The sequence below is a fragment of the Nocardia sp. CA-145437 genome (assembly GCF_050956485.1).
Lineage (GTDB): Bacteria > Actinomycetota > Actinomycetes > Mycobacteriales > Mycobacteriaceae > Nocardia.
The window spans coordinates 121245-137613 of record NZ_CP191204.1 but is presented as its reverse complement, the minus strand read 5'-3'; the positions used below and the strand labels follow the sequence as shown (position 1 = coordinate 137613).

Annotated in this window: 8 protein-coding genes and 1 pseudogene; all 9 read right to left on the bottom strand. The window is 68.2% G+C overall.

Translation table 11 applies throughout. From position 1 onward, the window contains the following. Positions 1 to 9 precede the first annotated feature (9 nt). Entirely contained in the window at positions 10 to 1554 is a 1545-nt protein-coding gene (locus tag ACQPYY_RS00610; protein ID WP_433592409.1) for an acyl-CoA carboxylase subunit beta, read from the bottom strand. Between the two features lie 52 nt (positions 1555 to 1606). Next, positions 1607 to 6727 carry a polyketide synthase Pks13 gene (gene pks13 / locus ACQPYY_RS00605; protein ID WP_433592408.1) on the bottom strand — a complete coding sequence of 1707 codons (5121 nt, stop codon included), beginning with the start codon at positions 6725 to 6727 and terminating at the stop codon, positions 1607 to 1609. Between the two features lie 104 nt (positions 6728 to 6831). Beyond that, a complete protein-coding gene (fadD32, locus tag ACQPYY_RS00600) occupies positions 6832 to 8754 on the bottom strand; it encodes a long-chain-fatty-acid--AMP ligase FadD32 (RefSeq protein WP_433592407.1) in 1923 nt (640 codons plus the stop codon). Between the two features lie 412 nt (positions 8755 to 9166). Beyond that, positions 9167 to 10150 (bottom strand): cutinase family protein, encoded by a 984-nt coding sequence (locus ACQPYY_RS00595; RefSeq protein WP_433592406.1) that lies wholly within the window; start codon positions 10148 to 10150, stop codon positions 9167 to 9169. Further along, positions 10147 to 10662 (bottom strand): DUF732 domain-containing protein, encoded by a 516-nt coding sequence (locus ACQPYY_RS00590; RefSeq protein WP_379103200.1) that lies wholly within the window; start codon positions 10660 to 10662, stop codon positions 10147 to 10149. Before ACQPYY_RS00590 ends, ACQPYY_RS00595 begins: the two co-directional genes overlap by 4 nt. A gap of 502 nt (positions 10663 to 11164) precedes the next feature. Then, positions 11165 to 12949 (bottom strand): annotated as a pseudogene (locus ACQPYY_RS00585) (alpha/beta hydrolase-fold protein); the annotation flags it as partial. A 142-nt stretch (positions 12950 to 13091) separates the two neighbouring features. Then, complete coding sequence (locus tag ACQPYY_RS00580; protein WP_433592405.1) at positions 13092 to 14117, bottom strand: alpha/beta hydrolase; 1026 nt, start codon at positions 14115 to 14117, stop codon at positions 13092 to 13094. A gap of 135 nt (positions 14118 to 14252) precedes the next feature. Further along, positions 14253 to 15263 carry an alpha/beta hydrolase gene (locus ACQPYY_RS00575; protein ID WP_433592404.1) on the bottom strand — a complete coding sequence of 337 codons (1011 nt, stop codon included), beginning with the start codon at positions 15261 to 15263 and terminating at the stop codon, positions 14253 to 14255. 87 nt (positions 15264 to 15350) lie between these two features. Continuing rightward, on the bottom strand, positions 15351 to 16310 hold the full coding sequence (locus tag ACQPYY_RS00570) for an alpha/beta hydrolase (protein ID WP_357275140.1): 960 nt from the start codon (positions 16308 to 16310) through the stop codon (positions 15351 to 15353). Between the last annotated feature and the right edge of the window lie 59 nt (positions 16311 to 16369).

Genomic DNA, 16369 nt, shown 5'->3' with positions numbered 1-16369 from the left:
TTTCGGAATCTACAACGGAAGCAGGTGATGCTTACGCGGGTTGCGAGGAATTCTCTTGTCCTTGAGCAAGTGCAACGCCCGCCGGATTTCCAGCCGGGTACTCGACGGCTCGATGACCGCGTCGATATAGCCGCGCTCGGCCGCCACCCACGGCGTCGCCACCGTCGCGTTGTAGAAATCGATCATCTGCTGGCGTATGGCGGCACGCTGATCCTCCGGCGCCGCCGCCAAGGTCTTCGCACCGATCAGCGACACCGCGCTCTCCGCGCCCATGACCGCGATCCGCGCCGTCGGCCAGGCCAGATTCACATCCGCGCCCAGCTGCTTGGAACCCATCACCGCGTACCCGCCGCCGTAGGACTTGCGGATCACCACGGTCACCTTCGGGACCGTCGCCTCCACGAACGAGAAGATGAACCGGCCACCCCGCTTGATGACGCCGATCTTCTCCTGCTCCACACCGGGTAGGAAGCCCGGCGTATCCACCACGAAGACCAGCGGAATCTCGAAGGCGTCGCAGAGCCGCACGAAGTGTGCGGCCTTGTCCGAGGCCCGGGCGTCGAGCGCACCCGCGTAGACCAGGGGCTGATTGGCGACCACGCCGACACTGCGTCCGTCGACCCGCGCGAAACCGCAGATCACATTGCGGCCCGCGGATTCACCGAATTCGTGGAAGGCGCCGTCGTCGAAGATGCGCAGCAGGATCTCGTGCATGTCGTAGCCGGCATTGTCGGCGTCGGGCACGATGGCCTCGAGTTCCCGGTCCGACTCCGTGATCTCCGGCTCCAGACCGGGATTCACCACCGGCGGCACCTCCTGGCAGCTGGAGGGCAGGTAGCTCAGGTAGTCACGCACCCACTCGAACGCGGCCTTCTCGTCCCGGGCCACGTGGTGGATATTGCCGTACTGCGCTTGGGAATTCGCGCCGCCCAGCTCCTCGAGACTGACATCCTCGCCGGTGACCTCGCGAATCACCTTGGGACCGGTGACGAACATGTACGCCTCTTCGGTGGCGACCACGACGTCGGTATTGATCGGCGCGTACACCGCGCCGCCCGCGCAGCTGCCCAGAATCATCGAGATCTGGGGCACCAAGCCGGACAACGGTTCCTGGCGTCTGCCCAGCTCCGCGTACCAGGCCAGCGAGGTCACCGCCTCCTGCACGCGGGCGCCGCCGGAGTCGTTGATGCCGACCACCGGGCAGCCCACCTTGGCCGCGAATTCCATGATGCCCGCGACCTTGCGGCCGAACATCTCGCCGACCGAACCGCCGTACACGGTCTGGTCGTGCGAGAAGACCGCCACCGGGCGGCCGTCCACCAGGCCGTGCCCGGTGACCACGCCGTCGCCGTAGAGCGCCTTCTTGTCACCCGGATTGCGCACCAGCGCACCGATTTCCACGAAAGTTCCGGAGTCCAGCAGCATATCGATGCGGTCGCGGGCGGAAGGAATGGACTTCCGCGCCCGCTTGGCGATTCCCGCATCACCCGCCGGTTCCCTCGCGATGTCGAGCTTGAGTCGAAGGTCGGCGAGTTTTTCGGCGGTGGTGCTCACTGGACTCCTCTCGGCAAAAACCTACTTTCGCAGAACCGGCGTCACGGTGGTGCTATTTCCCGGTGGTGTCGATCTCCGCAAGTTTTTTGGCGAGATCGGCGCCGATGGTGGAGATCCGGGGCTCATCGATGATCTGGATGTGATCGCCCGGGATGTGGATGATCTCCAGATTCGGAATGTGCTCGGACCAGCCGCCGTTCGGCCGGCGATCGGCGAAACGCGGCTCCAGCTCGATCATTCCATCGTGGTATCGATCAGCCAGGTACAGGGTGACGTGACCGTCGTACTTGGTCGGCTCGATCTTCTCCAGTTCTTTGCTGTCGATCCACGAGGTGCGCTGGTGCTCGATGACGCCGCCCGGAATGTCGACCCCGGCGAACTTCAGCAGCTCCATGATGATGTCGATCTGCTCGGCGTCCGACGCCGCGGCCAGCTCCTCGAGCTGTTCCTGATCGAGCTCGCCCAGGAAGCCGTAGTTCTTCTGCGCGAAGGTCTGGTAGCGGCGAATCCGCTCCACCCGCTCCGCGGCCGAATCGTCGAACGGCTCCACCGGCAGCGCCAGATCGATCAGGCCGACCTCGCGCACATCCGAGCCCTCGGCCCGCATGATCTCGGCGACCTTCAACGCGAACACCGCGCCCAGCGACCAGCCGTAGAAGATGTACGGGCCCTCCGGCTGCTTCTTGCGGATCTCCGGAATGTACTGGCGCGCACGCTCTTCGATGGTGCCCTCGACGCGCTCCAGACCGAACATCGGGGTACCGGCCGGGAGCCGGTTGAGCAGCGGCTCGTACACCAGCGTGTTACCGCCCGAGGCGTGGAACACGAAGACCGGCACCGCGTCCGAACCGGCTTCCTTCGCGCGCAGCGTGCGCACGAAACCGTCCAGATCCGAGCTCTTGCCCTGGTACTCGACGACCACGCGGGACAGGTCCTCGATGGTCTTGCACGCCTTCACCAGCTCCGGGTCGACCTCGGCCTTGACCCGCTCCGACAGGCGCGCCACCAGTTTCGCCAGGGTGTCGTCATCGATCGCGGGGAGCTGGTTGAAGATGCCGCCCGCGGTCTTGCCGGTCACCAGCGCCCAGGTCGCGAACGCGAGACGCTCCTCGCCGTTGCGCGGGGGCACATTGTCGCCGTCGGTCTCGGCGATCGGCGCGGACGCCTCGTGATCGGCGACAACAGGTTCCGCGACGATCGCTTCGGCCTCGGCCACCGGCGAGGTGGTCTCGGTCTTCGGCAGCAGCGCGGCCGGATCCTGGCCCGCGGCCATGGCGGCCCGGGCGGCGGAGACGAAGTCGGCGTCGACGGCGATGTCCTCACCGGCCGCCTGACGGGCGGCGATGTCCTCGAGCTGCTCGCGGTGCTCGATGGCGTAGCGCAGCACCTTGCCCACCTCGAGCAGACTGGCGTCACGCACCGCCTGGATCTGCAGCTGCGGGATGTCGAACTCGTACTCGACGCGGTTCTTGATGCGCATGGCCATCAGCGAGTCCAGGCCCAGCTCCATGAGCGGGATCTCCATGGGCAGGTCCTCGACCGCGTAACCCATGGACTCGGCCACGATGATGGCCAGGCGCGCCTCGATGGTCTGGGTGCCGTTGGGATCCCAGCGCTCACCGGCCGCCTCGGCAACCTCAACTGACGGAGCCGACTCGACGGCCACGGCCGGCTGCGCCACAGCCGATTCCGGCAGCGGGGCGCCGGAGGTGACGACGGCGTCGAAGAGCGGACGGAAGGCGTTGCCGGCGTTGGCGTGCACCGACACCGACGCGCCGCCCGGATGCGGGGTGAGCGTCGTGGTCAGGGTGCCATCGGCCGGAATCGCCTCGTGTGCGAGCGAGGCGCCGACGGTGACATCCGAGAGCACCTGCGCGGCAGCGGCATTCACCAGCGCCGCCAGATCGGTGACGGCCGAGGCCTGCACCTCCCAGACGTGGCGGCCGTCCGGCAACGACACGTGCGCACCCGGGACCCCGGCGTTGCCCGAGCCGCCGAAGCCGCCGGTCACCCTGGGCCAGTACTCCTTACGCAGGAACGCGGTGCGCGGTACGGCGGCGAAATCACCGGCGGGCAGCAGCGAGGCCAGGTCCACCTTGTGACCCTGCACGTACAGCTGCGCCAGCGCGGAGACCACACCGGCGACCTCGTCCTCCTTACGCTTGAGCGTCGGGATGAGCGCGGCGTTGTGCACGCCCGCCGCGAAGGTGGTGCCCATCACCTGCATGAGCGCCACCGAGTTCGGGGCCAGCTCGAGGTAGGTGGTGATGCCGTTGTCCACGGCCTGGCGGATGGCATTGGTGAAGTACACCGAGCCACGCATGTTCATGACCCAGTAGTCCACGTCGTGCACCGGCGGGTTGCCGCCGCGGTAGACGGCCGCCGCGTGCACGGTGGAGTACAGGTCGCGCTTGAGCTTGGTGGGCTCGATGCCGGCCAGTTCCGCGGCAAGCTCACCCAGCAGCATGTCCATCTGCGAGGTGTGACCCGCGCCGCGGGTCTGCAGCACGCGGGCGAACTTGCCCTCCGACTCGGCACGCGCCACGATCGCGTGCACCTGGTCCGGCATGCCGCCGATCACCGTGTTGGTGGGGGCGGCGTAGACCGCGACCTCGATGTCGGGGAACTCGGTCTCCTGCAGCCTGGCGATGTCCTCGGCGGAGTACTCCACCAGGGCCATGTTGCGGACCTGATCGTCGGTGATCATGGCCTCGCCCTCGGCCATCAGCCGCGAACGCGCGCAGATCACCCGGACCGCGTCCTCGAGCGGCAGACCGCCCGAAATGTACGCTCCCGCAACCTCACCCTGCGAGTGACCGACCACGCCCTCGGGCTCGGCGCCGTGCGCGCGCAGCACCGAGGCCAGACCCACCTGAATGGTGAAGGTGCCGACCTGACCGGTGCCGATGTCCCAGTCCTGCTCGTCGTCCAGGATCATCTCCCGAACCGAGTACCCGGCCTCGTCCACCACCAGCTCGTCGACCTGGTCGACGGCCTTGCGGAAGATCGAATTCTCCTGGTAGAGCTGCTTGCCCATCTTCCGGTGCTGCGCACCGAAACCGGCCATCACCCAGAGCGCGCCACGGGCGGCCGGGGAATCGGCGGTGTAGACGCTGTTGCCGGGCTTGCCTTCGGCAATGGCGCGCAGGCCCGCGATGGCTTCCTCGTGGGTCTTGGCGACGACCACACCGCGGGAGCGGCCGTGGTTGCGCTTGGCCAGCACCCGGGCCACATCCTCGAGCGGAGTCGCCTGCCCCGCGTCGGATTCCAGCCAGTCGGCCAGATCCTTCGCGGCGCGCTTGCGGCGCGACGGTAGGTAGCCCGACACCGGAATGATGAGCGGCATCGGCTCTTCGCGATTGCCCCACTCCGGTTCCGGCGCAGTGGCTTCCACGATGGCCTCGGCCTCGGAGATCACGCCGGTGGTCTCGTTGTCGAGATCGGCGGTCTCCGGCGCCTCGGTCGCGGTGGTGGCCGGGATGTACTCCTGGACGACCACGTGCGCGTTGGTGCCACCGAAACCGAAGCCGTTGATGCCGATCGTGGCCTTACCGCTGTAGCGCGGGAACTCGGTCGCCTGATCGGTGATCTTCAGGTGCGCCTGGTCGAACGGAATGAAGGGGCTCGGACCGGCGTAGTTGATGTGCGGCGGAATGACGTTGTGCTGCAACGCCATGATCACCTTGGCGAGGCTCGCCGCGCCCGCGGCGGCCTCGAGGTGACCGAAATTGGTCTTGGCGGAACCCAGCAGCAAGGGCTTGTCCGCCTCGCGGCCCCGGCCCAGGACCCGGCCGAGCGCATCCGCCTCGATCGGGTCACCGATCGGAGTACCGGTGCCGTGCGCCTCGAGGTAATCGACCATGGACGGCAGGATCCCGGCATCGCGGTAGGCCCGGCGCAGCACCTCGGCCTGGGCGTCCGGGTTGGGAGCCAGCAGGCCGTTGGAACGGCCGTCGCTGTTGATCGCGGAGCCCTTGACGACCGCGTAGATGGTGTCGCCGTCGCGCTCGGCGTCAGCCAGGCGCTTGAGGACCACGAGACCGGCGCCCTCGGAACGCACCATGCCATCGGCGTCCGATGAGAACGCCTTGATGTGACCGTCTTTCGACACACCGCCATTGGCGTCGAAAGCGAGCGTCGCGGCCGGGGACAGCAGCACGTTCACGCCGCCGGCCAGCGCCACATCGGCCTCACCACCGCGGAGCGCCCGGACGGCCTGATGCACCGCGACCAGCGACGACGAGCACGCGGTGTCGACGGCCACCGACGGGCCACGGAAGTCGAAGAAGTAGGAGACGCGGTTCGGGATGATGGCCGAAACCGCACCCATGATGACGTAGCCCTCAGCGGAGAGCGGCGTGCCCGGATCGACGTTCCCGGCCGCCATGCCGGCGATGATGCCGAACTCGTTGCCGGTGGAGCCGATGAAGACGCCGACCTGCTCACCCTTGAGCGTGTTGGCGGGAATCCTGGCGTGCTCGAGCGCCTCCCAGGTCAGCTCGAGCGCGAGCCGCTGCTGCGGATCCATCCGCTCGACCTCGACCGGCGAGGTGGCGAAGAACTCGGCGTCGAAGCTCTTGAGAACGGACTGGTCGAGGTAACCACCCTTGACGTTCGAGTTGGCGACCTGCTCCGCGACGCGGGGATCGGTCAGGAACTCCGACCAGCGGCCCTCGGGTAGGTCGCGGATGGCGTCGCCGCGGTTGATCAGGAATTCCCAGGTGGATTCGGGTGTATCACCCGCACCCGGCAGACGGGTGGACAAGCCGACGATCGCGATGTCGTGCGCTTCGCCGGGCTGGAAGCCCTGGGTGTAGAACGAGTCGTCGGCCGCGTCGGCCGGAAGGTCGGGTTCCCCGTTGATGATTCGTTCCGCCAACGAACCGATGGTCGGGTGCTGGTACACGATGGTCGCGTTCAGCACGACCCCGGTGAGCTCCTCGATGTCGCCGCCCAGCGCGAGAGCGTCACGGGACGCCAGGCCGAATTCCTCCATCGGCCGGTCCACGGTGATGTTGTCGATCGGCTGCCCGGTCGCGTCGGCGACCCAGCGGCGCAACCACTCCCGCAGGTCCGCCACCGACATGTCGGTCACCGCGGGTTTCTTCGCGGCATCCGGCGTCGACGCTTCACCGGTCGTCTGGGTGGGGTCCGTGCCCTCGTTCTCAGCCATCAGTTCCTCAAGCTACCTGTCTGCTTACGGTGCGCGGCGGTGTTTTCATGCATGAATGGCGCGAACCTTATCGGCTCGCGCCATCCAACTATGAGACTGTCGTCTCACTCCTCGTCTGGTGCATCGGGGAATGCCTGCTGTTTGTAACCACCCCGCAGCGTCCCGCCGATGTACTCCGCCTTGCAGGCCCGACGCGCGATCTTGCCGCTGGAGGTGCGCGGAATCGACCCGGCGGGCACGAGGAGGATGTCACGTGCGGTGACACCGTGCCGGGTGGAGATGGCCGCGCGGACCGCGTCCGCGATCGGACCCGGATCGGCCTTGCCCGCACCCGGGCCGCGCTCGGCCACGATCACCAGCTGTTCGCTGGCATCGTCGGCGTCGTAGCTCAGACCGGAGTGGCTGTCCTGCGCGAAGACCTCGGCGGGCAGCTGGTTGGCCGGCACCGCGAAGGCGGCGATGAAACCGGCACGCAGCATGGTCGAGGCCTCCTCGGCGGAGTACTCGAGATCCTGCGGGTAGTGGTTGCGGCCGTCCACGATGACCAGGTCCTTGACGCGGCCGGTGATGTACAGCTCGCCGTCCACGTAGACGCCGTAGTCACCGGTGCGCAGCCAGTTGCCGTCCAGCGGGACGTCGCCGGCGTTGCTGCCCTCGGGCAGGCGGTTGGTGAGGCGGTTCCGGAAGGTCTTCTGGGTCTCCTCGGCGCGGCCCCAGTAGCCGATGCCGATGTTGTTGCCGTGCAACCAGATCTCGCCGACCTGACCCTCGGGGAGCTCACGCGCGCCCTCGGGATCGTCGACGGTCTCCGGGTCCACGATGGCGCCCCACTGCGACAGCGAGACGTAACCACAGGAGACCTGGGCGATGGCGTTCTCGGTGCCCTGCTCGACCTTCACCACGCGACCGGCGTTGAGCTCGGTGCGGTCCACATAGATGACCTTGGCCTCGTCCTCGTGCCGGGTGGCCGACACGAACAGGGTGGCCTCGGCCATGCCGTAGCACGGCTTGATGGCGGTCTTGGGCAGGCCGTACGGGGCGAACGCCTCGTTGAACTTCTTCATAGAAGTGGTGGTCACCGGCTCGGAGCCGTTGATCAGGCCGAGCACGTTGGACAGGTCCAGCGACTCGCCCGCCTTGGGCAGACCGCGCACGGCGGCGTGCTCGAACGCGAAGTTCGGTGCGGCGGCGAAGGTTCCGGCGCCGTCGGAGACCGCGGCCAGCTCGTTGATCCAGCGCGAGGGGCGGCGCACGAAGGAGGCCGGGGACATGATGGTGATGTACTTGCCGCCCACGGCGGGCAGGATCACCGTCAGCAGACCCATGTCGTGGTAGAGCGGCAGCCAGGTCACACCGCGCGAGTTCTCGTTCAGATCCAGCGCGTTCACCATCTGCAGCACATTGGTGCCGACACCGCGGTGGGTGATCTCGACACCGGCCGGCACGCGGGTGGAGCCGGAGGTGTACTGCAGGTAGGCGATGTCGTCCACGCGGATGTCGGGGCGGATCCAGGACTCACCGACACTATCGGGGATGGCGTCGACCGCGATGATGCGCGGGCGCTGGGCCGCGGGCAGCGCGCGGAAGAACTGCCGCACACCGGCGGCGGAGGAGCTCGCGGTGAGGATCGCCGACGGCGTGCAGTCACCGAGAACGGCGTGCAGCCGGTCGGTGTGGCCCGGCTCGTCCGGATCGAACAGCGGCACCGAGATGGTGCCCGCGTAGATCGCCGCGAAGAAGGAGATGACGTAATCCAGGCCCTGCGGGGCCAGGATCGCGACCCGATCGCCCCGCTTGGTCACCTGCTGCAGTCGGGCGGCCACCGCGCGCAGCCGGGTGCCGAACTGGCTCCAAGTGAGGTCCTGATACTCACCGTCGCGCTCGCGTGAGTAGTCGATGTAGCGGTAGGCAAGGTCGTTCGCGTCATTGCCCGCAGTGTGCATCTCGACGTAGTCGACGAGGGTACGTCCCTCGGGAATCGTGATGTTCCCCGTTTCGTCGAGGTAATCGTCGAAAGTCTCGTCCATTCCTTCTTCTCCTCCGAGGCACACGCGGCATGGAACGGCTGCTTGCCGCTGTTACCTGTGAGGCCCCGACTGTGTTCGCCCGCGGGAGCTCCATGAGAGACAACCTGCAGAATTTCGTTGCGGTCTGCGCGGTGACCGTCTATTGGCTAGATGTTCTCGAGCCAGGGACATGTTACAGAGGAGCGATCCGGCCATGCTTCGGAGCGGCCGAACATCTCCCAGCTCACACCACTGGACTATGGCTTCACCGGCGCGAATGCCTCCAAATGGGTGGGGAGCGCCCCGGATAGGACACAACTAGGACAGGGATGTGAGTTGCCGCACCCACCGGGTCTCGGCAGTGTCGCAACCCGGAGCACTTTACCGGGTGACCCCCAAACTGGGGGGTTGGTCGGTGGGGGTCACCATTCACTCACGTATGCGCTGGGTGCGGGGCGTTTTCGATGAGACCGGAGGCCCAGTTCACCGTCCACTGGGTGGCGGTGGTCCCGTTGTCGTCCACCTGGTAGCCGTTGTACAGGCTGTGGACCGGGTTGCCCGCGGCTTTGACCAGGATGTTCAGGCTGCCGAGGATGTTCCCGGGGTTGAGCGCCTGCCGAGGCGAATCACAGATCAAATCGCCTGCGGCGCAGATGGTGAAGGCCCGGTCGGACAGCTTGCCGAAGCCGCCGCGCGGTCCGGTCATGGTGATGCCCGGCACGTTCAGCCCCCGCAGCGCGATCTCCGCGCCGACGCCCGCCGGGGACGGTCCGATGGCCGTGGCCTCGCCCGGGTCGCCGATATCGCGGCGGCCGTCGGCGATGGTGGTCACACCCAGCACCAGGTCCTCGGGCACCGGGCCCTTGCCCGCGCCGATCTGCGCGGCCACGTCACCCGCGATCACCGCGCCCTGCGAGAAGCCCGCCAGCACGAAGGTGGTGAGCGGGCAGTCGGCGTGGGTCTTGGCCAGCTTCTCCGAAGCCCGCTTGGCGCCCTCGGACCGGCTGTTGTTGTACGACGCCTGCCCGTCCGGCGGAATGGCGACCGGATTCGAGAACTGGGCGACGTAGGGAACGGTGTAGACCTCGAGCCGTTCGTTCGGGAACTTGGCCCGAATCGGGTTGGAGATGTTCAACATCAGCGACGCCGGGTTCGCGGTCGGACTGTAGGGGTCGTCGGTGGCGTTCGACTCCCAGGTGCCCGGAATGGACAGCAGCAGCACATCCGGACAGGCGGCCGGCTGCGAACTCGGACGGGTGGGTCCCGGCGGCTTGGGGCCGGGCAGCCGCAGCCGGCCGGCCAGCAGGTACCACAGCAGCAGCGCCACCACGACCACGATCACGATCGCGGCGATGGCGAGGAGCAGGCAACCTACGGGCCGGGTCCGGCGTCGTCCGTTTCGGCGTCGTGTCGTCACTTGTTGCAGTAGCTCTTCGTGGCGACGTCGTAGTAGGTCTTACCCGCCTGCTCGACCGACATCTTGGCCGGATCGAAGGCCGGGTCGGAGCCGGCGATGGCGGTCACGTACGTGATGATCTGGTCCTGCGGCGCGTTCTCCGCCTTGCCCTGGCAGACCAGATTCGCCGCGGTGATGGCGATGTCCGAGGAGCCCGGGGTGATGCCGGCCTTCTTCAGCTCCTCGAGGAAGCCCTTCTCCTTGTCCGTCAGCGCCGGGGACCCGGGCGGCGTGGTCAGGAACTGGCTCGGGATCGGGTCCGGGCGCTCGGAGGTCCCGCCGTCGGGCGCGGCCGAGGGGGCCTGCTGGTCGGCCGACGGCGTGGCGGCACCGGAGGCGGCGGCCGTGGTCTTGGTGGCGCTCAGCGTGGGAGTGCTCTTGGCGGTCGAGTCGTTGCTACCGCACGCGGCGAGCAGGCCGGCGGCGGCGAGGGCGGCCACCACGCCGAATACCTTTCCACGGGTTCCGTGCATCTATTCGCATCCTATTTCTGTCCAAGGGCAAAGGTCGCCCCCAGGCTAGCCGCAACCCGGACGCGGAGCCCGAACCACAACGGACCCTCATCCGTTTCTTAGGGCCGATTAGGGCCTGTTCGTCGGAAAAGTCTCAGTTGGGACGGACTTCAGGGCCCAGCGCGGGGATGGGCGCCGGGGCCGGCGGCTCGGCCGGAGTGGGTTCCAGGGCCGGGACGGGAGCCGCCGCCGGAGCCGGGACCGCCGCGGGGACCCCGGCCGGAGCCGGAGCGGCGGCCGGAGCCGGAGCCGGCGCGGGGGCGGCTGCCGCCGGAGCGGGGGCGGGCGCCGCGGGGGCAGGTGCGGCCGCCGCCGGGACGGGAACCTCGGCCGGGGACGGAACCGGGGCGTTCGCGGGAGCCGGAGCCGGGGTGGCGGCCGGAGCCGCCGCCGGGGCCGGGTCGGGTTTGGGGGCCTCGCTGCCGGGGATGGCGATGGGCCGCCCGTCGAAGGTGGCCGCGACGGCGCGCCCGTCGCGGATGGTGATGGTGCCGCCCTGGAAGGTCTGCTGCAGGCCGCCCGGGGACTGCCCCTCGTCGGAGATCGGGAAGCCGAGCGGTCCGTTCTCGAATCCGGTTGCGCCCCAGGCGTCCATGATCTGGCCGGTGCGCACGCCCCAGGCGCCCGAGAGCGGGCTCCAGTAGATATTGCCGCCCTCGAAGGCGCTGTAGCGGCCGAAGTCGCGCAGCCCCTGCTCACCGCTGGTCGGGAAACCGTAAGGGCCGCTCTCGAATCCGAGCTGGGAGTATTTGCCCAGGATCAGGCCCTGCACCAGGTGCGCGCCGGTCTTGGCGGTGAAGTACACCGGTCCGTTCTCGAAACTCTGGACCACGCCGTCCTTCTGGGGCGTGCGCGCCTCCTGCCCGTTCGGGTAGCCCGCGGGGCCTTGCTCGAAGCCCTGCCGGGCCCATTCGCCGAGGATCGCGCCGCGCACCGCCTGGGCCCCGGTCTGCGGGGTCCAGTAGATGGATCCGTTCTGGAAGTGCTGCACCCGGCCGCGGCCGTCGGGCAGCCCGCCCTCGCCGCCGGTCGGGAAGCCGAGAGCGCCGCTCGCGCCGTCCAGTCCGGCGTAGCTGCCGCCGATCGCGCCCGCGACCGGCTGTGCGCCGGTGCCTTGGGAGAACATCACCCGGCCGCCGCGGAAGTCCTGGCCGACGCCACCGGTCATCGGGTATTCGCCGGTCAGGCAGTCGCCGAGCCAGTTGTTGCCCTGCACCACCGGGGCGATCGCGCCGCCGGTCCTGCAGTTGGGCGGGGTGGAGTCCACGCCGAGCGCGGCCGCGGTCTGCGGCCAGGCCTGACGCATCTCGAAGTCCCAATACGGCCAGGTGTGGGTGCCGGAGGGGCGGTAGTTCACCGAGACCGGGATGTTCAGCTTGTTGAGCTTGGCCACGAAGTTCTGGGTGCTCAGCCGCGACAGCACCTCGAGCCCGAGGCCCGCGTAGTTGGTGCTGATGCCGGGAATGTCGGACAGCGGGTCGGTGGCGCCCGCGACGCCGTTGCCGCTGGAGACGTACAGCGCGGTGCCCTTGAGCTTCTCGGCCTGCTCGTAGGGGTCGTGTTCCTTCCACGCGGCACTGGAGGGCGGACCGAACATCTTCGACGAGTCGAAGCCGCCCGCGTCGTGCATGGCGAAGTTGACCGCCTGCGGCATGCCCAGCGAGGTCAGGGTGAGGAATCCGGAGTAGGAGGACGCCGAGCGGACCCAGCCCGGATTGCGCGCGGCCAGCATCATGGCGGCGGTGCCGCCCATCGAGAGGCCCTCCACCGCACGCACATCGGTGGCCCGGAACTGGTTCTCCAGCAGCGGCGGGAGTTCCTTCACCAGGAAGGTCTCCCACTGGTAGTTGTGGCCGTTGTCGGGGGCCAGCCAGTCGGCGTAGAAGCTGGACTGGCCGCCGATGGGCAGCACCACCAGGGCGTTCTTGTCGGCGTAGAAGCCGGCCGCACCCGCGTCCTTGGTCCAGCCGTTCTCGTCGTCGGTCGCGCGCAGGCCGTCGAGCATGTAGACGACCGGGAATTTGGCGTCCGGTTTGGTGTTCCAGTCACGCGGCAGCAAAAGCTGAATCTGCAGTGGGGAACCGGTCGCGGGGGAGTTCACCCACACGTTGACCCGGTGGTCGTTCAGCCAGTTCATCTTCTGGACCGAGGCCGCCGGAGCCGGGGCCTCGGGGGCGGCGCTTGCCGCCCCCGGCACTAAGAAAGTGCCAGCTGCCAGCGGAAATACCGCTGCCATGGCGCATGCCATCCTACGCATGCGCCCTGTTCTGATCCCACGGACAACTCCAGCCACATTAGTGTTGTACCTCCGGAACCGTGTGAGTTCCGGTAGGACACACGCAAATCTGCCGTTCCGCAGCAAACGCCCAGTTGCCGGTCCGGGCCGAGCGTCAAGCCCCCAGCGCGGCCAGGATGTCGGGCCGGGCGTCGGCCAGCTGGTCCTGCCAGTAGCCCCAGGAGTGGGTGCCCTGAACCGGCAGGTTGTAGTGCGCGTCGATGCCCAGCTGTTCCATGCGGCCGATGAACGACATGGTGTTCACCATCGACAAGGACTCCAGCGCAACGGCATTCACGGTGTTGAACGTGCCGATCGCCGAGTCCGGATTGTCGTGCGGGCCGAGCACGCCCCACGAGGCGGAGATGTACAGCGGCAGGTTGCGCAGCTGCGGCGCGAATACGAACGGGTCCATGCGCAGCCACTGCGGACTCCACGGCCACGCCATCGAATCCACGTCGAAACGGCCCGCGTCGAGCATGGCGATCCGGATCGCCTCCCGCATACCGGGCGCGGAAATGTTCAGGTAGCCCGAGAACGAGGACGCGTGTTTGAACTGGTCGCGGTGGTAGGCGGCCAGCGCCAGTGCCGCCGAGCCGCCCATGGACAGTCCGGCCACCGCGTTGTTGGTGCGGGAGACGCCGTAGCCCTCGAGGAACGCCGGCAGCTCCTCGGTCAGGAAGGTCTCCCACTTGTAGGTGAGCTTCTGCCCGTTGGTCGAGGAGGGCGCGCGCCAGTCCGTATAGAAGCTGGACTGACCGCCGACCGGCATCACCAGGGTGACGTTGTCCTCGGCGAACTGTTTCAAGGCATCCGTCTCGAAAGTCCAGGCATTGAAGTCATTTCGGGCACGAAGCCCGTCGAGCAGGTACAGCGCGGCGTTGCCGCCGTGCCGCGCCCACTGCACCTGAACCTTGATCGGGCCCATGCTCGAGGGCACGTACAGCTCCTCGAATCCGCCCTCGGGAGTGCGATGCACCGGGTGCGTGGGCATGGCGGCCGCGGGCCCGGCCAATGCCGGGAGCGCGGCCACCGCCAGGGCCGTGACCAGGGCGCGCCGCCAGAACCTCCGGACGCGAGCGCGCGTGGTGAGCCGAACCGAACCGTGCTGTGGGCATGACGAAGCGCCCTGTACTGCCATAGAGATCGATCTCCTGAACCGCAGGGGGAACCACACCGACGTGACGGGAGTCACGGACAACGGTGCACTCTACAGTCGGCTCGGAGGTATCGGAGGGAACCGGCGGGTATCCCGTTCAGCAGGCGTGTATTTCGATCACTGCTCCACGCCGAGCGCGGCCGCGACCTGCGGCCAGGACTGTCGCATCTCGAAATCCCAGTACGGCCAAGCGTGGGTGCCGGCCGCCCGGTAGTTCACCGAGACCGGAATGCTCAATTTGTCGAGTTTCGCGGCGAATTGCCGGGATGACATGCGCGCCAGGATCTCCAGCGCCGTACCCGACCAGTCGGTACTCACGCCGGGGATCGTGGCGCCACCCCGGACACCCCCGGACCCACTGCCGCTGGAGATGTAGAGGCTGACGCCCTTGAGTCGTTCGGCCAGTTCATAGGGATCGTGCGCGGACCACTCCGCGGCGCCCGGCGGCCCCCACATGAAGTCGGCGTTGTTCTCCCCCGCCGCCCGCTGCGCGAGCTGGATCGCCTGCGGCATACCGATAGTCGTGGCCGTGAGCAGCCCGGAGAACGAGGCCGCGAAACGCGCGAAGCCCTTGTTCCGCGCGGCCAGCGTCATGGCGGCCGAACCACCCATCGACAGTCCAGCGATGCCGCGCACATCGGTGGTGCGCCAGTCGCGTTCGAGGAGCGGCGGTAATTCCTTGGTGAGGAACGTTTCCCACCGATTGGTCTTGCCTTCCGAAGCCTGTCTCCAGTCGGTGTAGTAGCTCGCCGCGCCACCGACGGGCAGGGCGACCACCACGTTCTTGTCAGCGTAGAACGACTGTGCCCCAGCCTCTTTCGTCCATCCGCTCTCCTGATCGCCGGCCCGCGTTCCGTCCAGCAGGAACAGCACCGGGAACTTGGCGGCGGGCCGCGCGTCCCAATCGCGCGGCAGCAACAGCTGTACCTGCACCCGCCCGTGCATGGCGGGCGAATCCACCCACAGCGCAACACGTCTCGCGCCCAGCGGGGTGACCTGACTGATGACGGGCGCCGCGGCGGGCGCCGGCTCCGCGGCGGCCGGAGCGCCGGTGAGCACTATCGCGACGGCCGCCGCGATGGCGACCGTCCCCCTGATCCGGCACGAGCGCCGTCGTCGCGATACCACCTGTGCCACATTAGCTTTCGAACCCGTCCGGGAAACGGCGAATGCCGGTCACCCCGAGGGGTGACCGGCATTCGGGCTATCGGAAGATCAGATCGCGTGCAGCGCCTGCAGGATGCCGATGCGGGACTTCCACAGCTCGGCCTCCCAGTACTTCCAGGAGTGGGTGCCGGTGGCCGGGAAGTCGAAGTCCGCCGGGATGCCCAGCTGCGCCAGGCGGGCCTGGAACGAGCGGGTGTTGAGCAGGCAGACCGCCTCGATGCCCATACCGACGCCGGTGTCGAACACCGCGCCGACATTGGCCGGCCGGTCGAACTCACCGGGCAGCGCGCCACCGGCCGAGATACGCATCGGCAGGCCACGCAGCTGCGGGGCGAACACGAACGGGTCCATGCGCAGCCACTGCGGGCTCCACGGCGGCGCCATCGAGTCGATGTTGTAGGCGCCCCAGCGCAGGACGGCCACGCGCAGGGCCTCCCGCATACCGGGGGCGGAGACGTTCAGCGCGCCGGAGTACGAGCCGGCCCACTTGAACTGGTCGCGGTGGAAGGCGGCCAGCGCGAGCGCGGCGCCACCGCTCATCGACAGACCGACGACCGCGTTGTTGGTGCGGGAGACGCCGTAGCCCTCGAGGAAGGCGGGCAGCTCCTTGGTCAGGAAGGTCTCCCACTTGTAGGTGAACTTCTGGCCGTTGGTGTTACTCGGGGCCAGCCAGTCGGTGTAGAAGCTGGACTGACCACCGACCGGCATCACCAGGGTGATGTCGTCGTTCGAGAACTGCTGATTGGCGTTGGTCTCGAAGCTCCACGCGTTGCGGTCGTCACGCGCGGCCATGCCGTCGAGCATGTAGAGCGCGCCGTTGCCGCCGTTGCGGGCCCACTGGACCTGGACCTTGATCGGGCCCATGCTCGAGGGAACCATCAGGTCCTCGGTGGCGCCCGGGTTCATCCGGTGGGTGATGCCATGAGCGGGCAGGGCCTGCGCCGGAGCGCCGCCCACCACCACCGGCAGTGCGAGAGCGGCGACCGATGCGACCAGCGTCCGCCTCATCCATGTACCCGCACCGCGTGTCGGACGCGCCGCAGTACTCCCCCCGTTCCTGCCGAACC

Bases quoted from the DNA above. Each gene is read 5' to 3' on its own strand.
- pks13 (WP_433592408.1), bottom strand. From the start codon at position 6,727: ATGGCTGAGAACGAGGGCACGGACCCCACCCAGACGACCGGTGAAGCG.
- fadD32 (WP_433592407.1), bottom strand. From the start codon at position 8,754: ATGGACGAGACTTTCGACGATTACCTCGACGAAACGGGGAACATCACG.
- ACQPYY_RS00590 (WP_379103200.1), bottom strand. From the start codon at position 10,662: ATGCACGGAACCCGTGGAAAGGTATTCGGCGTGGTGGCCGCCCTCGCC.
- ACQPYY_RS00580 (WP_433592405.1), bottom strand. From the start codon at position 14,117: ATGGCAGTACAGGGCGCTTCGTCATGCCCACAGCACGGTTCGGTTCGG.
- ACQPYY_RS00570 (WP_357275140.1), bottom strand. From the start codon at position 16,310: ATGAGGCGGACGCTGGTCGCATCGGTCGCCGCTCTCGCACTGCCGGTG.